The organism is Prevotella melaninogenica, from assembly GCF_018128065.1.
Classification (GTDB): domain Bacteria; phylum Bacteroidota; class Bacteroidia; order Bacteroidales; family Bacteroidaceae; genus Prevotella.
The window spans coordinates 327,541-352,164 of sequence record NZ_CP072360.1; the positions used below are offsets into that span (position 1 = coordinate 327,541).

Sequence of the window (24,624 nt, forward strand, 5' to 3'; positions counted from 1 at the left end):
CAACTCATTCACTCGTCAACTTGTCAACTCGTCAACTAAACTAAAACTCCTGTCCAAGGATGAAGTGGAACTGGCTGCCACCCTTTGTACCAAATACCTTATCGAATCCATAAGCCCAGTCGATACCCATCATACCCACCATTGGGAGGAAGATACGAACGCCAAGACCAGCAGAACGTTTCATATCAAATGGATTGAACTTACTTGTCTCTGTCCATGCGTTACCAGCCTCAACGAATCCAAGACCATAAATGGTTGTATTACCCAAGAGGAATGGATAACGAAGCTCCAATGACATACGAGTATAAGCATAACCCTCAGCACCGTATGGAGTAAGTGAACCATTCTCATAACCACGAAGACCGATTGTCTCCTCAGCGTAACCAGTAGAGTATCCACTCATACCATCACCACCCATGTAGTAGGTTTCAAACGGACTTTTCTTGTTTTTATTGTAGCTACCCAACAATCCGAGTTCAACACGAGTCATCAAAACAAAACATTTCTGACCACTTGTGAGGGCTGTAAAGGTACGAGCCTTGAACTTCCACTTATGATATTCAACCCAACGATATTTCTCCTGTTGCTCCTGTGAGTAGGTAGGAGAGTTGCGGTCGGTTGCCAAGTGTGCGTAGTCCTTACCATCCCACTTAGACCAAGGTGGAGTGATTGTCAATGATACTGAGAAGTCAGAACCACGACGTGGGAAGAGTTGGTTGTCTGTTGACGTACGATTAAGCGTGATATTAAGGTTCAAGTTGTTTGCTGAACCATTTGACATAATGAAGTAACGCCAGTTACGCAACATGTAACGCTGATACTGCAACTGGAGTGACAAAGTGAAATAGTCATCAGGCCAGTTAAGACGTTTACCCCAACCAGCATAGATACTGAAGAGTTTTACGTACTTGTTCGGGTCATAATAATTCTCGTAACTGTTGTAATTGTAGTTACCATAACCGTAACGATAGTTGTTATAGTTATTCAAGTAACCACTGTTATAATAGTTACTTGATACGTCCGTCTGCTTTGAGAAAGACATACCCACATTGAATTGGATAGGACGTTTACCTCCCAACCAGTTGGTTGAGTACTGAGCATTGTATGACTGGTAGTAAGTACCGTTAGTCTGTGCGCCCAATGAGAGTGTCTCACCATCACCGATAGGCATAATACCACGATGTTCGCGGTTCCTATGGAAAAGGTTTGCCATTGAGAAGTTATTCAACTTCAAACCGACACGACCGATAACACCCGTCTGACCCCAACCAAGTGAAAGTTCAACCTGGTCGTTTGATTTCTGCTTGAGGTTATAATTGATGTCAACAGTTCCGTCCTCATAGTTTGGCTCTGGTACTGGGTTAATAGCCTCTGGGTCGAAGTGTCCCATAGAAGCCAACTCACGTGCAGAACGCTGGAGTGCCTCCTTAGAGAAGAGGTCGCCTGGCTTTGTACGCAACTCACGACGTACAACATTCTCGTAAAGACGGTCGTTACCATTAATCTTCACACGGTTAATATGTGCCTGCTGCCCTTCAACGATACGCATCTCAAGGTCGATAGAGTCGCCGACAATATTTACCTCTGTTGGTTGCAAGTTATAGAAGAGGTAACCATTGTTCCAATAAGCATTGCCCACAGCATCCTCATCCTGTGAAAGACGCTTGTTCAAATAGGTCTGGTTGTACACGTCACCTTTCTTCATATCAAGCAAACGAGACAGATAGTCGGTTGAGTAAACAGTATTACCTACCCATTTGATATTACGGATATAATACTTCTTACCCTCATCAACCTTTACATAGATATTAACATGCTTTGGATCAACGTTCCAAACGCTATCCTTCAAAATCATAGCATCACGGTATCCATGCTCATTGTACTTCGTGATAAGATTCTTCTTATCCTCTGCCCAACGCTCTGGTGTAAACTTCTTCGACTTTAAGATATTAGAAAGCTTGCCTGCCTCATGGGTCTTAGCAAAGGCACCCTTGCTAAACATGGTTCCCTTAATCTTCTTATCGCCCAATTGGTTGTCGCCATCAATGATGATAGAGCGCACCTTCATTTTCTCCTTCTTATCTACATCGATATCAAGGATGACCTGATTCTTTGCTGCAACATCGTCACGCTGACGGATAAAGACCTCAGCATTCTTATAACCCTTGTCTTCAAAGTACTTCTTTGCAAGTATTTTCGCACGGTCAAGCATATTAGGCGTAATCTGTCCACCCTTCAAAAGACCGAGTTTCTTCTCCATATCCTCACGTTCAGTCTTCTTCAAACCATTATAGTTGATGGTTGAGATACGAGGACGTGGTGTGAGGTGTATCTTTAGATAGATATCATCTCCTACGATAGAGTCAGCAGTAATGGATACATCAGAAAAGAGTCCGTGCTTCCAATAACGCTTCACAGCATCAGTAACAGCTGTACCTGGAACCTCTAACTCTTGTCCAACACTGAGTCCAGAGATACCTGTGAGGACATAATCCTCATAGCCATCAATACCAGTAACAGCCAGTCCTGCTAACTTGTAAGTCTTAGGAGTACCTGAATAAGTGATGTCTGGGTTTACAATCTTCTGCTGTGCACTCGCCACAAGCGAAACTCCGGAGAATGCAAGGAGCATCAACACCTTATTTATTTTAGTCATCTATTGCGTAACTTAATTGTTTTCTTTTTCTTCTACTTGTTTCTCAGTCTTTCCAAAGCGACGCTGTCTGCTCTGGAAACTCGCTATGGCTTTCTGCAAATCCTGTTCATTGAAGTCAGGCCAATAGGTATCACAGAAGTATAGCTCAGAGTAAGCTATCTGCCATAAGAGATAATTGGAGATGCGAAGCTCACCACCCGTTCTTATCAAGAGGTCTGGGTCGGGCATAAAGTTTGTTTCCAAATGCTCGCTAATCATCTCTTCTGTAATCGTTTCGGGACGCAGTGGCTCAGTGCTATTTGCCTGATGTTCTGCAACGATCTCCCTCAACGCTTTTGTTATCTCCCAACGTGCACTGTAGCTAAGTGCTACAACCATCGTCATTGCAGAGTTCTTTGCGGTATGCTCTTCCGTCTCACGCAGCTTCTTCTGCACCTCTTTTGGCAGACGAGCCATATCGCCAATAACGCGGAAACGCACATTATTCTTCATAAAGATTTCATCTTCCAAAGACGTAAGCACAAGCCCCATCAATGCAGCAATCTCATCCGTAGGACGATTCCAGTTCTCTGTTGAGAAAGTATAGAGCGTGAGAAACTTCACACCCAATCGTACACATTCTGATGTTATGCGACGAACGGTATCTACTCCTGCTTGATGTCCGTAGGAGCGTGGCTTATTGCGTTCGGTTGCCCAACGTCCATTACCATCCATTGTGATGGCAATATGCTGGGGTATTCGTGTCATATCTAATTCTTCTGCCATATCTTTTGAAGAGATAAACCTATGTTTTGTGTTGTACAGCACATACGTCTGTACATTTCAGACATTACCTTATATAATAAGGTCGGAACTTCTATCCCTTACTCGTCCTCGTTATGACAAGTCTTACACTTTGCCATGAAACTATAAGAGAACGTCAGTTGCAGGGTTGAATAGCTATCTGTATTCTTAAAGAGTCCACTACTCTTAATGCCGTAGGGGTCTTTCTGACCGTCTAACTCATCGCTCAACGAGAAGTGTAACGCCCATTCCAATCCTACGTTCATACGTTCATTCATCTTATACTTCACACCCAATCCAATTGGAAGATTAGCTGTGAGCGCCGACTTACGGTCGCCACCCTTGATATTAACATAGGTGGCACCCAATCCTATTGTCACGTATGGGGACAAACGCTGTGCACCACGATAGTCACGACCTGTACCGTATGGCAGGAAGTTATATTCGTATGCAAAGCCCACGTCAACCAATGAGTTGTCAAATGTATAAGGAGCTGAAGCAAAACGTGGATAGTAAGTCTTGACATCAGCCGACGAACCTTTCATCTTTCCAAACGATACGTTCATCTTTAATCCCATATAGGGACTGAGATTATATCTTGCTAAAACCGTTCCCATCGGCTGCAAATCCTTCAGCAACGACTCATTGAAGTCGCCTAAGTAACCCATCATACCGACACCAGCACCAATCTCCATCTTATATTCTGGGTCAGACTGCGCCAAGAGTGGCGTAGCTGCAAGGAAGAGCAGAAGGTTGATGACGATACATTTCATTGTTACTCAATATTTATTTATCGTTTTCTTACAGACGACTAAGGTCCAACTCCCAGCCAACTCTATTGAGTCTGCCACGCCAAACCTTTGTACCACAGATTATCCATAGGTATTCATCGCTATCAACGGTAGCTGTGAAAGCTGTTGACGCTTGTAAATCTGTTGGATAAGTGAAAGACTTATCGCTCTTCCATGTGATACCTCCATCACGTGAGAGAAGCATAGAAGCTAAATTACCACTATTATCAATACCTAATGCAAGGGCAGATTTATCATAGTTTACAACCGAAAGGCTCTTGTAAAGAGGAAGCAGGAACTTATTAGCATTACTCTCAACATAGTTCCAAGCTGCATCCTGTCGGTAAGAAAGCTTCGTCCATGAAACATTCTTTGTACCATTTGACAATGTTCCAACAAGCAGCACACGATACAAATCTGATGTAACTGCTGTGAGCGAAGAGTTAATATTGTTTGCTGGAAGTAGTGATGCATTACTGTCTAATGTCTCGTTAGTCCACGTAGCACCATTATCTTTTGAAGCCAACAATGTTCCAGTAGTTGACAAGGCAAACAACTCTGCAGGCGATGCTGCCACTAACTGCTTCAAACTGCTGTTGGTTGCAACTGTTGTCCAACTGCTGCCATCTGTAGAGTTATATACCACACCATTATCGATAACGAAAAGCTTTGTACCCTGCACGGCTACGCTCTTATAAGCATTTGCTGTAAAAGTTTTGCTAAGCTTTGTCCAGCTGTTGCCATTGTCCTTTGTCGCAGCATAGCCAACCGTCTGACTACCATTCGTACCGAAGACAAATACCTTACTACCTGTACTAACAGCTTTCATTGCTGTAAACGACGAAAAGTTGCTGTTTGCTTGCAGTGCTTGCCAGCTGAACACGTTTCCCTTCTGCTTATGAACATTCACAGAAACCTTATAGTCCCGATACTCGCCTCCATTGTTTGAATAAACACGGAACATGCGAGGAGTACTAAAATTAATGGAATCATTGTTGCGGTAATAAGTATACTTCTCGTCAGTTGTTGATTTTATAACAATGGTTCCGTTATTCTTTGCCACAACCTTTGCTAACACGTTGGCTGTCTTTGTACCGTATGGCAAAGAGTCAGGGTTATAAATCAAACCCTGAGCCTGATCAATATAAAACTTAACTTTAGCAGCATTGAACTTGCCTGTATAAGTACTATCGCTACCGTTCTTAGCAACGGTATCACGTACTTGTTTCAACTGTCCCAAAGAAAAGCTCAAAATAGCTGTGTCTTTGTAACTTACACCATTGTTCTCGTCATCGCTATTAAGACAAGAAGTCATTGTCAAAGTAGCCACCATTAAAGCTACAAGAGTATATATCTTATTACGCATCAGATACTAATAATTGAATTTAGCTGCAAATTTAATCAGAATTCTTCAGAATCAACGTCTTTAACGAGGTTAATTATGTAAAATATCGAAAATAACTGCTTTTTTTTAAGTTTGTTTAGTAAGTATTGTCATAAGAACGATAAACTTGAAGAAAAATAAGGAGAAAAACACATTTTACCACCTTCTGCTTTCTTATTAGCTTAAACACAAATGTTTCAATAGCTTGCTTTTCTCGCAGACTCTTTATCTATCAACTCCAAACCCTATTCATTCATCGTCATTCAGCACAGTCTCTGAATGATCATTCTTCGTATTACGTTGCTCATCAATACACTTCGAAAGAGATAATGTAAATCACAATCGAAGAAGAAAAATAATGAAACGAGTTTTTCAAACGAATAATGTGCTTCCAACTAAAAGAACCTTTTGTAATAAAAATTCACAACTCCAAAACGTATTGAGGCTTAACAGCACTTGAATTAACGCCCAATTGGCTTGTAAAAGATGCCCTTTTGAGGTCTTACTAACGCCCTTTTGAAGTCCAATTAAGCACCTTTCACTTCGCATTCTCGTAACTAATTGATTACAAGAAACTTAAAGAGGCCTTAAAATGGGCATTTTTAATGGAGAGAAAAGTTTTTTGGATTAATTGTTTGTAAATATATTTCGCACAGACATACGTCCTATTTACTTCTAATTTTTTGTTACGTTTAACCTACTCAGCAGCTAATATAGAAGAGGAAGACCGAAAGCTAACCAACATATCAATCTTTTTCAAAGATAAAAAGAAAAAAACTCCCACCTACATTGCTGCAGATGGGAGCTGTAATTATTTATTCAGAAGTATTTCCGAAAGACTTAGAGCTGTGGACCAGCTGCTACGAGAGCCTTACCAGCCTCGTTATTCTCGTACTTCTTGAAGTTCTTGATGAAACGTTCTGCGAGGTCTTTAGCCTTCTTATCCCACTCAGCTGCATCAGCGTAAGTGTCACGTGGATCAAGAATGTCAGTAGCAACACCTTCGAGCTGTGTAGGAACAGTGAAGTTGAAGTAAGGGATCTGTTTTGTTGGAGCAGCATCAATAGAGTGGTTCAAGATAGCGTCGATGATACCACGTGTATCGCGGATAGAGATACGCTTGCCAGTACCGTTCCAACCAGTGTTAACCAAGTAAGCCTTAGCACCACTCTGTTCCATCTTCTTAACAAGCTCCTCAGCATACTTTGTTGGGTGGAGCTCCAAGAATGCCTGACCGAAGCAAGCAGAGAATGTTGGAGTAGGCTCAGTGATACCACGCTCTGTACCAGCCAACTTAGCTGTGAAACCAGAGAGGAAGTAGTACTTAGTCTGCTCTGAATCCAAGATAGATACTGGAGGCAATACACCGAATGCGTCAGCTGACAAGAAGATTACCTGCTTAGCAGCTGGACCCTGAGACTCTGGACGCTGGATGTTCTTAATGTGATAAATTGGGTAAGAAACACGAGTATTCTCAGTTACGCTCTTATCACAGAAATCAATCTTACCATCCTTATCAACAGTTACGTTTTCGAGGAGAGCATCACGTGTGATAGCACCATAGATGTCTGGCTCTGACTCCTTATCAAGGTTGATAACCTTAGCGTAGCAACCACCTTCATAGTTGAAGACACCCTGATCATCCCATCCGTGCTCGTCATCACCGATGAGCTTACGCTTTGGATCGGTAGAAAGAGTAGTCTTACCTGTACCAGAAAGACCGAAGAAGATAGCTGTGTTTTCACCATTCATGTCAGTGTTAGCAGAGCAGTGCATAGAAGCAATACCCTTCAATGGCAAGAAGTAGTTCATCATAGAGAACATACCCTTCTTCATCTCACCACCATACCATGTATTGATGATAACTTGCTCTTTAGAAGTAACGTTGAACACAACAGCTGTCTCTGAATGCAGACCAAGCTCCTTCCAGTTCTCAACCTTAGCCTTTGAAGCATTGTAAACGATGAAGTCTGGCTCCTGATCGAAGTCTGCCTCTGACTTTGGACGGATGAACATGTTTGTTACAAAGTGAGCCTGCCAAGCAACCTCAACGATGAAACGAATCTTCATACGTGTGTCCTTGTGTGTACCGCAGAAACCGTCAACAACGAAAAGACGCTTGTTTGACAATTCCTTCTTAGCGATATCCTTTACAGCTACCCAAGCCTCCTTAGAAGCGCGGTGGTTATCATTGTGATACTCCTCTGAATCCCACCATACATTGTCGTGAGAGTTCTCGTCGTCTACAATGAACTTATCCTTAGGAGAACGACCAGTGTAGATACCAGTCATTACGTTTACAGCACCAAGCTCAGTTTCCTGACCTTTTTCATAACCCTGAAGGCTCTCTTTTGTCTCTTCATTAAACAATACCTCGTAAGAAGGATTGTAAAGCACTTCTGTTGTACCTGTAATACCGTACTTTTCAAGTACGCTCTTATCAAACTTTGCCATTTCTTATAAATGTATTTAGTTGAAAATTGATTTAAACTATATTTTTACGTTGCATATAAAGACACCGCAAAGGTAATATAAATATTAAATTCACACAAAAATAGCGAAAAAAAAGTATCAAAGTATTTGCTTAGAAAGGTTAAAGAAATTAAAATAATAACGAGTATAACTATATTTGCAAATTAGACTTTGCAAAACCTCGAATTTATTTCTTACTTTTGCCGAAATTTTGCAGAGCAAGTTGCTAACATGCTTATATATAACACCTAAGATAGAAAAATGGACATTATTAACTTTTCAGAACAGAACTCTATCATTAATCAGTATTTGGCTGAAATCCGTGATAAGGATTATCAGAAGAATCGTTTGCTCTTCCGCAACAATGTTATGCGTATCGGAGAGTTCGAAGCTTTTGAGATTTCTAAGACATTGAACTACAAACCAAAAGATGTTGTTACACCATTAGGTACAGCTCAGGTTAATGTACCAATCGACAAGATTGTTTTGGCAACTATTTTCCGTGCTGGACTTCCTTTTCATAATGGCTTCCTTAACATTTTTGACCACGCTGGTAACGCTTTTGTAAGTGCCTATCGCGAATACAAGGATGCAGAGCATCATGAGGTGGGTATTCACGTTGAATATCTTGCTACGCCTGACATCAATGGCAAAACACTCATCATCGCTGACCCAATGTTGGCAACGGGTGGTTCTATGGAGCTTGGCTACAAGGCTATCCTTTCTAAGGGAACGCCTCGTCACGTACATGTTGCTTGTCTTTTGGCTACACCAGAAGGCATCGCACACATCCGCAAAACCTTCCCTGAAGACTCAACAACCATCTGGTGTGCAGCGATTGATGAAGGACTGAATGAACATAAGTACATTGTTCCGGGCTTCGGTGATGCTGGCGACTTGTGCTATGGAGAGAAGTTATAAAAAGCTAAGACGATATTAAACTATTGTCTTGTTGTTTGATGTATTCATCAGTATACCATTTTTTTAGTCCAAATGTACGAAAGGGTTTGGATTTAGCAAGGACTTCCTAAGGTTTATTGCAACGTTTTCTTCGATAACAATGAGGATTTATACCTTGCTATATAAAGGACCATTTCGTCCCATCGAAGTTCATAAAATACAATGGATTGCTGCATGAATTTACCACTTAAACAACTCTGATTCATCTGCTTGTGATACACAGCAAAGTCGCAAGTTCCCAATGAAGCAACCTGATACGATTACGGGAATGATTATAGGTGACTTCTATGTCTTGTTGATTTCAAATATACATAAGTATTTGTAAATAAGTATTTTAAACTAATATAATTTCATGTCACACAAGTTTGTGCAACACAAACTTGTGTGATTACTGTTTTATTACTATATTTGCAGTCGTAAGATAGACTAAAACCGTAATGATTATGTGCAAGAAGTTTGTTTATGGAGTGGCGGTTTCTGACTATAACTTCATAGGAAGGGAGGCGGAAACAAAGCGCCTTATGAATGATTTCAGAGGTGGTATCAATGTTATTCTGATGTCTCCTCGCCGTTTGGGAAAGACTTCCTTGGTGATGCGTGTCTGCGATAAGCTAAAGTCAGAAGATATTATTACTGTGTATTTAGATATCTTTGGCTGTAAGAGTGAGTATGAATTTTACAATCGTTTGGCATCAGAAGTGTTGAGGCAGACGGCATCAAAGCAGAGTATTTGGCTTGAGGAGGCAAAGGAATTCCTATATAGACTAACGCCAAAAATATCATTCAGTCCTGAGCCAAACTCTGATTTTACACTTTCTTTGGGAATAACACCGAAGACACATACGCCTGAGGAGGTGCTTGAGATGGCTGAGAAGATTGCAGTAAAGAAGGGAAAGCATATCGTTGTTTGCATAGATGAATTCCAACAGATAGGTGAGATGGCGGATAGCAAGCAGGTGCAGGCACGTATGAGAACTGTTTGGCAGCATCAGAAGCACGTGTCTTACTGCCTTTTCGGTAGTAGACATCACTTGATGAGCAGTATCTTCCTGCATCGTAGTATGCCTTTCTATCAGTTTGGTGACTTGATCGTGTTGGATAAGATTCCAACGGCTGAATGGGTGGAGTATATTGTTAGTCATTTTGCAGATGGTAATAGAACCATCAGTCCAGCCTTAGCAGAGGAAATTTGCAGGTTCACAGATAATTATTCGGCTTATGTTCAGCAGTTGTCTTGGATCGTTTATACACAGAAGGAAGAAGGAGAAACGGTGGATGAAATCGATGTGAAACAGGCTACGGACGACCTCTTAGCTACGAATGAAGTGCTCTTCATGCAACTGGTAGAGCCACTTTCAGAGTATCAGCTTAACTTCCTACGTGCCATTACCTCTGGTGTTACGAAAGACTTCGGATTGGCAAAGGTGCGAGAGAAGTACCAGTTGGGAAGTTACTCGAATATCAACCGATTGAAGACTGCCCTCCTTGAGCGTGACTTGATTGAGAAACGTGGAACAGAATTGGTAATCACCGACCCAGTTTTTGCCAAGTGGTTCCAACGGAAAATGATGTTTTAGAGAGAATAGAAGTGAAGAAAACAAAAGGCGTCAAGCCAATAGCTTATCGTATAGAGGAATAGTATGATACGATAAAAGCTATTGGCTTGACGTCTTTTATTTCGTTGTTGCTCTTTTTATTTCGTGACAGCTATGTTTTATTATTTCGTTATCATCTTTCTTGATATGCGTAAGAGGATGGCAAAAAGGATGCAGGCAGAGACGAAACCAACGATGGCATCAATGAGATAATGCGCTTGGATATAGACTGTGGCACAGCAAAGGAGGAGATAGAGAGGTGCCAATGCTGCTAAGAACTTATAGTTACGATCGTGCCAAAGGAGCAACATACAGATGGTGCTGACACCAACGTGTGAGCTTGGGAAGGCTGCAGTAGGACGTTCTCCAGTGGCTTTGGCAGACTCAACAAGGTGATAGAAGATACCATCTGTGTATCCAGGACTTGGTAAACAAGTCTGGTTGTGATTGAAGTAATCGTGTATATTAGGGAAGACACCTGCTACAACGTTCTGCATACCTATTGCCTTGTAATAGAACGTAGGACCAGCAACAGGCACAAAGAGGAAGACAATGTAATAAAGGAAGAACGAAGACAAGATGATGAAGGTTGCTCTGTTGAACTCCTTATAATACCATCCGAAGTAATAGACAGCTGTTGCGGCAATCATTGGATAATAGGCTGCATACCCCATATCGAATAACTCGCTGAAGACAGAACCAGGCAAAGCCTTTGAGAAGAGCAGAGCTGGTTGACAACCAAAGAGGTCTTGCTCCCATTGTGCAAAGAGATAGTCGAGGTTGGGCAGGTGCCTATTGATTTCAAACGTGTCAGGATACCACCAAGCAAGCAGTCCTAACTGTACGCCAACACGTGCAAAGCGAGTCGCTCTACAAGGTACTATGCGATAGACAAGCCACATGGCAGCTGTCAACGCCACGATGCGAAGCCGTCCGAAGATCATTGCCTGTGGGTTGTTTAAGGTGGTGTACATAAGGAAGATGACGATGAGTGTCAACAGCAAGTAAGCCATTACCACCCACTCGTATGCCATAAGTCCTTTTACGGGTTTCTTTTCTAATTTGAATAAGTCTATGATGAAATGTTTCATTGTTTTGTTGTTATTGGGCCAATTGGGCTTATTAGGCATATTAGTCCAATAAGACCAATAAGCCTAATAATAATTAGCTATTTTATAGCCAGCCTTCTTTTTTATACCATTTTATCGTCTCTTTCACACCTCGTTTGAGGTCATATTCAGGCTTATAGCCTAACTCCTCAATCGCAGGACGGATGTTACAACGCCAGTTACGTTGTTTTAGAATCTGGTATTTATCATTGTTCAAAGCAGAAATCTTACCCGTCATTTGTCCGATAAGGTCGCCGAAGAACGTTACGACACGCAGCACCCATATCGGAGCTGTGATGCGGATCCACCAAGGGCGACCTAATTCCTCGTGGATGAGGTCGCTAAAGGTAGTACTCTGGTAGACATTACCATCGCTTAGGAAGTAGGCACTGCCCGTCTTTCCATGGTCGAGTGCGAGGAAAGTAGCCTGCACAACGTCCTTTACATATACAAAAGTGATATCTTGCTGTTTGTAGCCAACAGCAAAGTCGCTGTGTCCCTTGATACTCTTTGCCATCAGGAAGTAATCTTTCTCACGTGGTCCATATACGCCAGTTGGGCGCAAGATGACATAAGGGAAAGAAGATGGCAGCAACTGTTCAGCCTCTAACTTACTCTTACCATAAGCCGTGTTAGGCTGTGGAGTATCTGTTGGCTCAATCTCTTTATAAGGTTGTTGCTCTCTGATAGCACCAAAGATACTAAGACTTGAGAGGAAAACAAATCGCTCTAATGGCTGGTGAAGGGTTTGAAGTGCCTCTGCAAAGTTACGTGTACCATCACGATTGACACGGAAGAAGTCTTCCTTGTTCAGACATTTCGTAACGCCTGCTGCATGAACAACATAGTCAAACTGATGTCCAGAGAGCTGTTCTTTTAGTTTACCGACAGATGAGAAGTCTAATTCTATGAAATGAATACGCTCATCTTGTAGGTATTCTCGTGAGGAAGTACGGCGTACTACCGCCCAAGTTTCCATACCCCTGCGCAGTGCTTCCTCCACGAGAAAGGAGCCAATGAAGCCCGATGCGCCTGTTATAAGTATCTTTTTCATTAAAAATTTCTTTGCAAACGTTTGCAAAGATACGAACTTTTTCGTTACTTTGTAGAAAATAACAAAACTCAAGTTTTGGTTTTTAGATGTTTTGTATAGAATGAAGTACATTGCAACTAAGTATCAAATCGTGTTGTCCGAACCTCTCGGACACGTGTTACGGCTATTCTGGACAATTTGTCCGAAGCCTTCGGACAAAAGTGTTCGATGGTCTTTTGGACCACTTAAGATAACCATTACTTGAGCTTCAAACTACTAATTCCACTATGAGGAAAGAAAAGAAAGGCAGCAAGCGATTGACCAAGAAACAGCTTGCGGAGAAACTCATGAGTTTCTTTCAGACACAACCCGAAGAGACATTTAGCTTTAAACAGATATTTCATGCACTCAAGCTCACCACCCATCCTGCCAAGATGCTGGCAATAGATGTGATGGAGGAATTGGCGTGGGACGACTTCCTGTCAAAGGTTGGAGAGAGTGCTTACACGTTGAATACCAAGGGACAGGTGCAGGAGGGTACCTTTATCCGCAAGGCAAATGGTAAAAATACATTCCTGCCAGAGGACGGTGGTACACCCGTCTTTGTCTCTGAGCGTAATTCTATGGCGGCTTTGAACGGCGACCATGTGAGAGTTCAGTTTATGGCACGCCGTCAGAACCATATCAAAGAGGCAATGGTCATCGCGATACTGCAACGGAAGAAAGACACCTTCGTTGGAAGGTTGCGTGTCGAGAAGGACATTGCCTTCCTTGTAACACAGGAGAATCTCTTTATTCACGATATCCTTATCCCTAAGAAGAAACTAAAGGGAGGAAAGACAGACGACCGTGCTTTGGTGAAGATTACCAAGTGGCCTGATGCCGACCATAAAAACCTTGTGGGCGAAGTGGTGGATGTCTTAGGTGAGGCAGGTGATAATGATGTGGAGATGAATACCATCCTTGCACAGTACGGATTGCCTTATAAATATCCAAAACGTGTCGAGGAGGCTGCCGAGAAGATTAGTGCTGAGATTACAGCGCAGGACTATGCGGAGCGTGAAGACTTCCGTGACGTATGGACTTGTACGATAGACCCAAAGGATGCAAAGGACTTTGACGATGCACTCTCTATCCGAAAGCTGGAGAACGGATTATGGGAAGTGGGCGTACATATTGCTGATGTGTCGCATTATGTCAAAGAAGGCGATATTATCGACCGTGAAGCTCAGCAACGTGCAACGTCGGTTTATCTTGTAGACCGCACTATTCCGATGCTTCCCGAGCGTCTTTGTAACTTTATCTGTTCGCTCCGTCCAGATGAGGAGAAACTTGCTTTCAGTTGTATCTTCAACCTTGACGATGAAGCAAACGTAAAGGCTTACCGCATTGTGCACACTGTTATCAAGTCGAATCGTCGTTATGCTTACGAAGAGGCACAACAGATACTGGAAGACAATGGCGTTGTTGATGGTATTGGCGAACCTGCTCCAAAGCCGGGAAAGGCTGGATATAAGGGCGAGAATGCCGAACAAATCATCACGCTCGACCGTCTTGCAAAGCAGATTCGTGCACGTCGTATGAAGGCGGGAAGTGTTAAATTCGATTCTGAAGAGCTCCACTTCGACATTGATGAGAAGGGCAAGCCAATCCGTTGTTACTTTAAGCGTTCAAAGGATGCCAACAAGTTGATTGAAGAATTTATGCTATTAGCTAACAGAACAGTAGCTGAAAGCATCGGCATAGTGAAGAAAGGCAAGAAAGCAAAGACCCTTCCTTACCGTGTTCATGACAATCCTGACCCACAGAAGTTCGAGAACTTGCGTGAGTTCACAGCTAAGTTTGGTTATAAACTCAAGTCTGCCAGCACTAAGGGTGCTACTGCTCGTGCGTTGAACAAGCTGATGGACGATGTTCAGGGTAAGCGTGAAGAGAAGGTGATACAGACGATTGCACTTCGTTCGATGATGAAGGCGAAATATACTACGCACAACATCGGTCACTTCGGACTTGCTTTCGATTATTATACCCACTTCACTTCTCCTATTCGTCGTTATCCTGACACTATGGTTCATCGCTTGATAACACGCTATCAGAATGGTGGTCGCTCGGCTAATAAGGACCATTACGAGGAACTTTGTGAGCATTGTTCAGATATGGAGCTCGTTGCACAGAATGCTGAACGCGACTCTATCAAGTATAAGATGGTTGAGTTTATGAGCGAGCATATCGGTGAATGCTATGATGCACACATATCTGGTATTCAGAGTTTCGGTATCTATGCGGAGATAGATGAGAACCATTGCGAGGGTATGATACCAATGCGTGACCTCGATGATGACTATTACGACTTCGACGAGAAGAACTATTGTCTTGTTGGTCGTCGTCGTCACCACGTCTACCAGCTTGGTGATCCTATCCGCATACAGGTGGCTAAGGCCGATTTAGAGCGTAGACAACTCGACTTCGCACTTGATGATGGTCGCCCATTAAAGGCTAAGCAGACCGCTGCAGAGTATGCTGTAAATAGGAAGAACGACCGAAAGAGCAGCAAGCGTGGTAGCAAGAGCCGCAGAAGAAAGTAGTTATCAAGGTGAGACGAAAGATATTCTTTTCACACAAAGAGGAACTATGGAACTCATGGAGTCATAGTGGAGGAATCGTACTGGGCGTAGTGTTCGGTACGATTTTCCTTGTTTGGTGCTCTAAGGAGCGGTCTGGTTGGGCAACAGTGGGTGTGATATTATATCTTGTCGGGATGCTTTTCAGTTATATCACGTCGACCGTCTATCATGCCCTCTCTGCTCATTCTGTATGGAAAGAACGGTTGCGGAAGTGGGACCATGCCGCTATTTATTGGCATATAGCAGGTTCTTATTCGCCCATAACACTGATAGCCTTGCGCAATCATGGTGCTTGGGGATGGGGCTTGTTTGCCTTTGTATGGCTCTGTGCAATACTTGGCACCATCTCATCCTTCCGTAAACTGCGTGACCATAGTAACTTAGAAACGTTGACATTCATCGGTATGGGGCTATCAGTATTGGTCGCCTTCAAACCATTAGTCGATGCTTTAGAAACGCAATCACTCGTCTGGATCTTTGCAGAAGGAGTCATGTATATCACTGGTGCACTGTTTTATTCGCTCAACAAGCGTAAGTATATGCACACAGTATTCCACTTCTTTGTCCTTGCAGGTAGTATTTGTCATATCATAGCTGTGTGGGGAATCCTAATGGAATACCTATGATTTGTATTCATATAAACACAAAAAGAAATGTTTAAACGTAGTTTCTTGCTTTCCATAATACTCATTCTTGCGGTCGTGAATACGCAGGCGCAGGAACGACAATACACTCGTCTGAAAGGTTATTATCGTGTCTATCAGACCACAAACTCCATGCTTAGCTATTTTATTGACGGTATGATGGAGTTTTATATACCGCTTTCTGACACTGCTACTGAGGCTTCAGAAGGGAAGAAAGGATCGCCTTTTGTTGAACGAAAGTTCCTCGGTGAGCGTCGTCGTAAGGCTCCGAAAGCCAATGGCGATGATACCTTTGTGCGCATTTCATTACCTAATCTGGAACGGCAGACGCTCCTTAAGAGTATTGACAGCGAGGAATACTCCACTCGTAACAATGGAGATGTGTACCGATGGGCTGATAAATGCGGTAAGATAAGCAAGGAAAAGCGGAAGATTAATGGGAAGACAGAGGTCGTGACAATCCTTGAGATGGACGAACTTGTTGGACAACCAAAGCACGAAATAGATATGAGTCAGCTGCGTATGTATGGTATTGTGGCTCGTATGACGCAGTATGATGAGAGCGAGAGTTACCTCTCTAACAATCTTCTCCTTGCCTCACAGAAGCATCAAACCTTCTTTGCTCACTACCGTGGAGAGGATGATGACGAACGAATTGACGTATGGAGTGAGTTCTATGTATCGGACCGTATGACTATCACTGAGAGTGAACTCAAACGTATTAAGAAAGAGAAGAACAGCGTTTGGACCTTCTCTATTCCTGCTGTTGTCCCACCATTAGACAAGGAAGTGGCTGAGGCTTGGACTAAGATGGTAGAGTATTGAGGGAGAGTAGAGACGAAGGAGTTAAGGAGTGAAAGGGAGTGAGAGGAGTTAAGACAAATGTTCTATAGTTAACTTAGCGATTGTTTTTAGTGCTGGTTATGGGATAATGCAGCATTATCAAGAACCAAGTGCAAGACAGAAACGGTAATATTGAATTGAAGAATGAAGAAAAGTATCTTTATATTCTTGACATGTTTTGTGTTAATAAGCTGTGGGCAGCAACGGAGTAGGGTGGATATTCCAAAGGAGAAATTCACTATTGATCTGCGTCTTCCTGCTACCCCAGTGAAGGATCAAGGGGCGAGCTCGCTCTGTTGGGTCTATGGTATGCTTGCAACCCTTGAGACAGAACACATCATGCGGGGTGATTCTGTAAACTTAAGTCCTGACTATGTGGCACGTATGTACCTTAGTGAGCAGGCAAATCGTCGTCGTTTACTCCCTAATAAGGTCATTCAGAAGGAGGCTGGTATCACAACGCGTGGTATGTGTACCATGGCACTCGACCTTATACAAACCTATGGTTTGCAGCATTATGATGCCTATCGTCATAAGCCAGATATGGACTATAACGTTCTTTGTCGTAAGTTGGATAAGGGCAATGATGCGGAGAAACTATTGGATAAGTATATCGGTCCGCTACCAAATCAGGTCTTTATGTTAGGCGCATTATACACTCCATTAGAGTTTGCACATAGCGTATGCACTGATGATGAGTATGTAGCACTAACCAGTTTCACACATCATCCTTACGGACAACGCTTCCCTTTGGAAGTACCTGATAGTTACTTTCATAACACTTTCCTTAATGTTCCACTCGACACGATGGTGAACCGCATTGTTCAGAGTTTACGAGCAGGACATCCTGTGTGCTGGGAAGGCGACATATCAGAGCCCGGTTTCTTATTTGGAAATGGCTTTGCTGTGTTGAAACATGAAGACAAAAAGATGACAGCAGAGCGTCGGCAGGATTCTTTTGAGGCACATCGTACGACGGATGATCACGTTATGGAAATCGTTGGATTGGCCCACGACCAGCACGGCCGTCGCTTCTTCCTCTGCAAGAATAGCTGGGGAACAGCCAATCGCTACGGTGGTTTTATGTTCTTAAGTGAGAACTATGTGCGCATGAAGACCATTGCCGTGGTGCTTCGAGCTATTTAATACAAATACAATACAAGGTGATAGGGACTGAGCACTCAGCCCCTATTTTTGTTTCTATACCACGAGAGTTCTCCTAATAATACTTAACAGCCACAGAATAAGCCTAATACGTCCTAAGTATCAACGTAAGCATCCAAAATTAGCCGTCTTTTGTGGATACCGCATTGTTGCTACCTTTGTACAAAAAAGATGTTTGCACTGAATGAAACAAATGTTTATCGGGTTTGTTGTTCTCCTGTGGATATGCGCCAGGGAATGCTTCGATTATGTCAATTCGTCCGTGGTAACGATTTTAATCCATCTGATGGTTGTGTCTATGTGTTTTATAATCGTTCTCGCAATCGTATCAAGCTGCTTCATTGGGAACGATGTGGTTTTGTCGTATACCACAAGCAGATAGCACAGGGTTGTTTAAGTGGTAAAATCATGCAGCAAACCAAGGGATTTTATGAATTTCGATGGGATGAATTGGTCCTTTATATAGAAGGTATAAATCCTCATTGTTATCGAAGAAAACGTTACAATAAACCTTAGAAAATTCTTGCAAAATCCAGATATTTTTCGTACCTTTGTATCATATAAATAACTGGTTTCTGATGAATACATCCAACAATAAGACTGCGTCTAACTATCATTTTTTAACTCGAGAAGATGTTATAAATCTTCTTGAGCAGAAAGACATGGAGCTTAAAAGTAAGGATGTAGAACTTAAGAGCAAGAATGTAGAACTTAAGCAGAAGGATGCAGAACTTAAGCAAAAGGACGAAGAGCTTAAGCAAAAGGATGCAGAGTTAGCAAGAAAATCTCAACGTATTCTTGAACTTGAGCGTATGGTATTCGGTAGACGTAGCGAAAAGCGTTTACCTGAGAGTCCCAACGGCTGGGCAGGTTCGTTCTTTGATAAAGATTGGGCAAAAGAAGGTAAACAACTTTCGGGGGAAATACCAACTATCATTAAGGAAGTAGAGAAGCAAGCTAAGCAGCGCAGGGAAGCAAGCTGTAACGCTCGTTCTACGAGAAAAGGCAAGCCATATGCCTCTTATGTTCCTAATGATATAGAGCGTGTGGTTACTGAGATTTATCCAGATGGGTATGATGAAAACCGTATGGTTATCATCGGTCACGATAAGACAGAACACTTGTGCTTACGTCCCTCAAGCTTTTATGTTAAGGTTGAAGACCGCATCGTCTGCCGTTTGAAAGACGCAAAACCCACGGATGCAAAGATTGACATACTGGAAGCTCCTTTACAGAAGCAAGCTGTGGATTGTTTTGCCGATGCCTCTCTGCTGGCTGAGATTATCACAGGAAAGTTTGTCTATCATTTGCCAGAGTATAGACAAAGCACCAGATGGAAAGAGTATGGCATCAACATCCCAACCTCTACCATAAACAGCTGGGTTCACAGCACAGCTAACGCTTTATATCCTCTATATAAACTCCAAGCAAAGTTGATTTTACAGAGTCCCTACTTGCAAGTTGATGAGACAAGCGTACAAGTTGCCGACCGTAAGGGTAAGACTCGCAAGGGTTATCTGTGGGGAGTAAGAGATGCGCTGCACTGCCGAGGGGTCTTCTTTCATTGGAAGGAAGGTTCACGATCTGGAGCCGTACCCGACGAACTCTTCAAAGGCTATCATGGTGCTATACAATCCGATGGGTATGAAGCTTACAGCAGATTTGAAAACGTTCAAGGCATAGAGCTCTTGGGATGTATGGCACATGTCCGGCGAAAGTTCGAGCATTTATCGACAAATGATAAGAATGCCGCCCATATCGTTAAGATGATCGCCGTACTCTACGAGTTAGAAGCAAACTTAAAACACAGTAACGCCAGCTACGAAGAGATTCAGGCTGAAAGAAAATCCAAAGCATATCCTATATTAAGGACTCTTGAAGCATATATGAAGGAGGTACACAAGGAGTATCTCCCTGGCGAAGCTATGGAGAAAGCTCTGCGTTATGCCTTCTCCGTATGGATACGTATCAGCCGATACGTACAAGATGGGCGTTTCAATATAGACAACAATCTTATGGAGCAAGCCATCAGACCCATTACGTTAGGAAGGAAGAACTATCTTTTCTGTGGCAACAACGAAGGAGCTGAAAACAATGCCATCTTCTATACGTTCATGGCATGTTGTAGGGAGGCAAAGATAGAACCTAATGTGTGGTTAAGGCAGGTATTAGCAAAACCCTTGCTGGACATGGAGGATGAGGAATTGATTAAGCTGCTACCCATAAACTATAAATAGCATAGAACCCTTATATGAAGCCAGTCATATAAGGATTTTTTGTGAAGTGGCAAGACGGCGAATTTTGGATGCTTACGTATCAACTCACCTCCTGCCTGCATGGCAGGGACCTCAACCTCCGAAGAATACTAAACTCTCCATCTGGTAGACGATACAAACTAAGCTTACTGTCTTCCTCAGCAGCACATGAGATTTGCGCCGTCTGACTATGTGTATTCTTCAGTTTTATGGGTTGGTAAAACATTAGATAACCTCTTTCTCCATTAAACCCATTCGGTATCTGCCTCTCCATACCATACCTGACTTTATTATAAATGGCAAAGCTATCCTTCTCGTTAATAGTTCCATTCGTTTCTATCCTTACCTTCACAAGCTGCTTGCGAGGGATGAATATATTCTGTTCATATACCTGTCCTTGCTGTAAACGACCTGGCATTCTATAATCCCAATAGAAGAGCTTCTTCTCACTCAACGGACGTACTGCTGTGATATCAGTAGGTAATAGATACACTTTGTCATCCAACTTACTCAAATCCAACGTCATCTGTAGATGGTATACGAAGCCTGCATCAGGTGAATAAGTGGTTAAAGACTTTAATTCTTTGTCTTTTAAGTTGAAAAACATTATGTAGTTACCATCCTTATCCGCCGTTGCTTTGGTCTTATGAAGACAAAAATATAAAGAACATTTTGAGGTTCATAATACTTTCTTTTTAAATAGATAGGAGATTTAAGATGGGTTCTATGAATTACCATAGAAATCAAATCATTAAATCATGGGTTACATTTTGTTATCTTTCTGACTCTCTTCGGTTTAAATTGCCAATTCATTCCGTCGTTATGCCTGCATAACTTTTTCGTCCACTATCAATTTCCCTCGAAGATAGTCTCGAAATAGAACCCACCTTAATTCTATAGTTTTATGTTTATTTTCCAGATAAGTCTTATCAATGTTTATAGGGTGATGACAGTTCTTTTATCTTTCAATGGTAAGGGTAATAAATTTATATTGAATTACAAATTTAATTATTAGAATTTTGTATTGTAGGATTAAAGACAGGTTAACAAGGAAAAGAAGACAGGGTAACATAAGAACTCATAGTTTGTTCTTATGTTACTCTACTTTTTTGTTTTATGTTACTCTGTCTTCTTTACTATGTTACTCTGTCTTTCCCATTATGTTACTCTGTCTTCTTCCTCTCTATTCTGTCTCTTTTGTCAGCTCGTCTATTTGCTTGATGATATCGGAATTAATGCGTTGCATGTGGAGATATATCCATATACCAATCGCCATTCCCATGACTAAACCAATACCACCGCCAACCATCATACCATAAAATAAGGAAGTATTTTCTCCTCCATTCGCAGCACCTGCCCCATTGTATAATTCTATAAATAACCACGGAGTCCATATTGTCATTAAGGATATACCGCATAATAAGGATTTTTTGCGAAGTTTTTTCATTCGTTGTATTTGTAGAGATGCTGCTATGAGGTCACCATTAAGAAAGTCTTTCTTATTGACATGGTTGATATAAGCATCGAAACTGACACTGAAAGTCATAAATATAACGGTGAATCCGTAGAACCACCAAGATAGGTTAAATATCTCCCGAACTTCATAATAGGCATAATAAATAAATAGTAATACTAAGAATGACACCCATGTGTACTTCTTCATAAACGACATCTTATTGAGCATTGATTGTCTGATAAGCTTATCGTTGATAAGTGTTTGGTTATCAAGTTTATTCTTGAGGATGCCTAACTGCTGGCGCATTTCCTCAAACTCTGTATGCTTTGTTTCCATTGTAGTTTTCTTTTTAATGTGATTGTTGAGTGTTGTTGGGTATTAGGCTAATTAGACCAATTAGCCTAATAGGGCTAATAAGACCAATAAGACTAATCCCATTCATTAATGGTTACTCCCCTACTCCTTTGTTGTTTCACTCGTTTTTTTTAAGTTTCTCCTTGATTCTGAATAGTCTCACAGAGACATTCTTCGTACTGATACCGACGATTTCGCCTATCTCTTCATAGCTCATATTCTCCAACCAAAGGAGGATAATAGCACGGTCGAAAGGACCTAACTGGTTGATACGGCGGTTGAGTTGTTGTACCTGTCGGCTGTCTTCATCGCTATCCGTGAAGGGATTAATGTTCATTGAGAGTGGAATCGTTTTCCGTTTCCGTTTCTTTCGGTCACAAGAGATGCAAGTGTTGAGGCTGATACGATATAACCATGTGCGCATATCGCTTTCTCCTCGGAACTTCTGCAGACCCTTCCAAAGGTTTATCAGCACCTCTTGAAAGAGGTCGTTCACCTCATCTTCATCCTTTGAGAACATATAGCAAACGGTATAGATGGTGCTTTTATGTTCTCTCACGATGCGTGAGAAGTCTTGTTCATTCTGTAGGTTGTCCATCTTGTTTAAAGGTTTATTTTGTCCATTAGACACACATAGTAAATGAAAAACTACACGATAGAGATAAAATATTTTATTTATCGTGTGCAAAAGTATTGTTTTATGAGGATAAATACAAGTCCTCGAAGGCTTTATTTAGTAGACATGACAGACTCGTTTTCATCATTCAAAATATTAGATTACATGATTCCTAATGATTTATAACCGTTTTACCAAGTCTCAACAAATATTTTAAAACTATAATTTAATAGTTGAAAAATTTTGCTGTTTTAATTATAATTTCTATCTTTGCCAAAGATAGGAACGTCTGAAAGAATTAGAAGTAGTTTCCGGCGTATTCGCTGGAGTTTGATACGAAGTATCGTTACTATTGTTAACGAAGGTTCACAATAAAAGTAATTCCCTTACAGCGTTCCTATTTTTTTGTTTAAAACAAACGCACTATGGCTACCAGAACAATAAACGGAAAGGAATATACAAAGGCTGATTTTGAGAATCGGTTGCGTTATTTAAATGATTCGAAAGAACTTGCTACACTGCTGAACGAACTGAAAGAACCATTAATATATTCTGCCTTTCGTGGGAAGCAGCTTAGTTTCTTTGCTGATACTAATAATATTCAACGACGTTGCAAGACATTCCGACTTCGCAAGAAGCACGGTGGCTATCGTGAGATTACTGCTCCGAAAGGAGCTCTGCGTGGTGTCTTACAGGCATTGAATATAGTGCTTCAAACCTATGATGAGCCTACTCCTTGGGCGTTTGGCTTCGTTTGTGGTCGTTCTGTGGTTGATAATGCACGTCCACACGTGGGCAAACGTTATATCCTGAACCTTGATTTAAAGGATTTCTTCCCCACTATTACACGCCAGCAGGTGGCTGACTGTCTGACGGCAGAGCCTTTCGGCTTCTCGTCATTGGCTGCAAAACTCGTCTCAGGACTGGCTACTGTGCGCACAAAGAACAATGAAGAAGTTTTAGCACAGGGCTTTGCAACATCGCCAACACTATCGAACTTTATTTGTCGGGAGATGGATAAGGAGATAGCGAGTATAGCTACTGCACAGGGAATTACCTTTACCCGCTATGCTGATGACCTCACTTTCAGTTCTGATGCAGACATACTTCGTTCACAGGGAGAGCTTGTACAACAGGTAAAGACTATCGTTGAGCGTTATGGTTTCCGACTGAATGAAGAGAAAACCCACTTGCAACGTCGTGGAAGACGGCAGGAGGTAACGGGCTTGATGGTAACGGAGAAAGTGAATGTAAGCCGCCGTTATGTGCGTGAAATCCGTTCCTTGCTGTATATCTGGGAGCGTTACGGTTATGAAGATGCCTGTCAGGCAGCGTGGAAGAGCTACAGGCAGCAGCATGGAAAGACAAAGGGACATCAGCATTGCGTACCTCTTAATGCTGTTCTGAGGGGTAAACTGAACTACATGAAGATGGTGCGTGGAGCCGATGATCCACTCTATCAGCGTTTTGTTAGTCGTTATACTTCTTTGCAACAACGAAGTAAGGGAGATATAAAAGAGGTGGCATATAAGGCTTATATGGGTAAGTATCTTTCAAATTCAACAGAAGATAGGATGACAAGTGCTGACGTTTTGCCAAATGACAACACATCATCACGTCAGCTTGGAGCTACAAGCAGCAATCCTTATGACCCAAGAAAAAAGAGCAAACGCATTCTTAACTTTATAGTGATGGTGATTATATTGCTTGCTATTATACTCATCAAATTGTTTTTAAAATCACTCCTGTAAGCTGTAAAAAGTAAGTTAATAAGTAGCGTAATTCTCATCTTTCGTCATGTAGATGACTACCTTTTGCGAATTATTTTCATGAAAAGAAATATTTCTTTTCATGAAGAAAAATATTTATTTACGTGAAAAAAAAG

Annotated in this window: 19 protein-coding genes; 9 read left to right on the forward strand and 10 right to left on the reverse strand. The window is 41.9% G+C overall.

Features of this window, described 5'->3' with window-relative positions; all coding sequences use genetic code 11:
* Nucleotides 1–40: 40 nt before the first annotated feature.
* The 5 genes from J5A56_RS07275 to pckA all read right to left on the reverse strand — a co-directional run bounded on the left by J5A56_RS07275 (nt 41) and on the right by pckA (nt 8,068).
* Nucleotides 41–2,656, reverse strand: a complete 2,616-nt coding sequence (locus J5A56_RS07275; protein WP_021670448.1) for a BamA/OMP85 family outer membrane protein — start codon at nt 2,654–2,656, stop codon at nt 41–43.
* A 12-nt stretch (nt 2,657–2,668) separates the two neighbouring features.
* Nucleotides 2,669–3,421 carry an isoprenyl transferase gene (locus J5A56_RS07280; protein WP_021670449.1) on the reverse strand — a complete coding sequence of 251 codons (753 nt, stop codon included), beginning with the start codon at nt 3,419–3,421 and terminating at the stop codon, nt 2,669–2,671.
* A 98-nt stretch (nt 3,422–3,519) separates the two neighbouring features.
* Nucleotides 3,520–4,212, reverse strand: a complete 693-nt coding sequence (locus J5A56_RS07285; RefSeq protein ID WP_021670450.1) for a DUF6089 family protein — start codon at nt 4,210–4,212, stop codon at nt 3,520–3,522.
* A 28-nt stretch (nt 4,213–4,240) separates the two neighbouring features.
* Nucleotides 4,241–5,596: a DUF6242 domain-containing protein gene (locus J5A56_RS07290; protein WP_021670451.1), complete on the reverse strand. Its 1,356-nt coding sequence runs from the start codon at nt 5,594–5,596 to the stop codon at nt 4,241–4,243.
* An 858-nt stretch (nt 5,597–6,454) separates the two neighbouring features.
* Complete coding sequence (gene pckA, locus J5A56_RS07295; protein ID WP_021670452.1) at nt 6,455–8,068, reverse strand: phosphoenolpyruvate carboxykinase (ATP); 1,614 nt, start codon at nt 8,066–8,068, stop codon at nt 6,455–6,457.
* A gap of 279 nt (nt 8,069–8,347) precedes the next feature.
* Here pckA and upp point away from each other — a divergent pair, with 279 nt between their 5' ends.
* Both upp and J5A56_RS07305 read left to right on the forward strand, forming a co-directional pair.
* Complete coding sequence (gene upp, locus J5A56_RS07300; protein ID WP_021670453.1) at nt 8,348–9,007, forward strand: uracil phosphoribosyltransferase; 660 nt, start codon at nt 8,348–8,350, stop codon at nt 9,005–9,007.
* Nucleotides 9,008–9,489: 482 nt separating this feature from the next.
* Nucleotides 9,490–10,623 (forward strand): AAA family ATPase, encoded by a 1,134-nt coding sequence (locus J5A56_RS07305; RefSeq protein ID WP_036918368.1) that lies wholly within the window; start codon nt 9,490–9,492, stop codon nt 10,621–10,623.
* Between the two features lie 140 nt (nt 10,624–10,763).
* Here the strand turns inward: J5A56_RS07305 and J5A56_RS07310 are convergent, their stop codons facing one another.
* Both J5A56_RS07310 and J5A56_RS07315 read right to left on the reverse strand, forming a co-directional pair.
* Nucleotides 10,764–11,732 (reverse strand): phosphatase PAP2 family protein, encoded by a 969-nt coding sequence (locus tag J5A56_RS07310; protein ID WP_036918377.1) that lies wholly within the window; start codon nt 11,730–11,732, stop codon nt 10,764–10,766.
* Nucleotides 11,733–11,814: 82 nt separating this feature from the next.
* Nucleotides 11,815–12,804, reverse strand: coding sequence for an NAD-dependent epimerase/dehydratase family protein (locus tag J5A56_RS07315; RefSeq protein ID WP_036918371.1), 990 nt, complete (start codon nt 12,802–12,804; stop codon nt 11,815–11,817).
* 266 nt (nt 12,805–13,070) lie between these two features.
* Between J5A56_RS07315 and rnr the strand changes: the two genes are divergently transcribed.
* The 6 genes from rnr (at nt 13,071) to tnpC (ending at nt 20,295) form a co-directional block, all read left to right on the forward strand.
* The gene (rnr, locus tag J5A56_RS07320; RefSeq protein WP_021670457.1) at nt 13,071–15,368 is read left to right on the forward strand and encodes a ribonuclease R; all 2,298 of its coding nucleotides are present in this window, start codon (nt 13,071–13,073) and stop codon (nt 15,366–15,368) included.
* 8 nt (nt 15,369–15,376) lie between these two features.
* Complete coding sequence (trhA, locus tag J5A56_RS07325; protein WP_021670458.1) at nt 15,377–16,033, forward strand: PAQR family membrane homeostasis protein TrhA; 657 nt, start codon at nt 15,377–15,379, stop codon at nt 16,031–16,033.
* Between the two features lie 27 nt (nt 16,034–16,060).
* Entirely contained in the window at nt 16,061–16,876 is an 816-nt protein-coding gene (locus J5A56_RS07330; RefSeq protein ID WP_021670459.1) for a hypothetical protein, read from the forward strand.
* A 162-nt stretch (nt 16,877–17,038) separates the two neighbouring features.
* The gene (locus J5A56_RS07335; RefSeq protein WP_021670460.1) at nt 17,039–18,040 is read left to right on the forward strand and encodes a C1 family peptidase; all 1,002 of its coding nucleotides are present in this window, start codon (nt 17,039–17,041) and stop codon (nt 18,038–18,040) included.
* A gap of 189 nt (nt 18,041–18,229) precedes the next feature.
* Nucleotides 18,230–18,574 (forward strand): IS66 family insertion sequence element accessory protein TnpB, encoded by a 345-nt coding sequence (gene tnpB, locus J5A56_RS07340; RefSeq protein WP_211815581.1) that lies wholly within the window; start codon nt 18,230–18,232, stop codon nt 18,572–18,574.
* A gap of 62 nt (nt 18,575–18,636) precedes the next feature.
* Nucleotides 18,637–20,295 (forward strand): IS66 family transposase, encoded by a 1,659-nt coding sequence (tnpC, locus tag J5A56_RS07345; protein WP_211815582.1) that lies wholly within the window; start codon nt 18,637–18,639, stop codon nt 20,293–20,295.
* Between the two features lie 79 nt (nt 20,296–20,374).
* Here tnpC and J5A56_RS07350 read toward each other — a convergent pair whose 3' ends face one another.
* From J5A56_RS07350 to J5A56_RS07360, 3 genes are all read right to left on the reverse strand, one after another.
* Nucleotides 20,375–20,920, reverse strand: a complete 546-nt coding sequence (locus J5A56_RS07350; protein WP_021670565.1) for a hypothetical protein — start codon at nt 20,918–20,920, stop codon at nt 20,375–20,377.
* 576 nt (nt 20,921–21,496) lie between these two features.
* Nucleotides 21,497–22,105: a hypothetical protein gene (locus J5A56_RS07355; protein ID WP_021670566.1), complete on the reverse strand. Its 609-nt coding sequence runs from the start codon at nt 22,103–22,105 to the stop codon at nt 21,497–21,499.
* A 136-nt stretch (nt 22,106–22,241) separates the two neighbouring features.
* A complete protein-coding gene (locus tag J5A56_RS07360) occupies nt 22,242–22,721 on the reverse strand; it encodes an RNA polymerase sigma factor (protein ID WP_211815583.1) in 480 nt (159 codons plus the stop codon).
* A gap of 443 nt (nt 22,722–23,164) precedes the next feature.
* Between J5A56_RS07360 and J5A56_RS07365 the strand changes: the two genes are divergently transcribed.
* Nucleotides 23,165–24,490, forward strand: a complete 1,326-nt coding sequence (locus tag J5A56_RS07365; RefSeq protein ID WP_021670568.1) for a reverse transcriptase family protein — start codon at nt 23,165–23,167, stop codon at nt 24,488–24,490.
* Nucleotides 24,491–24,624: the final 134 nt, after the last annotated feature.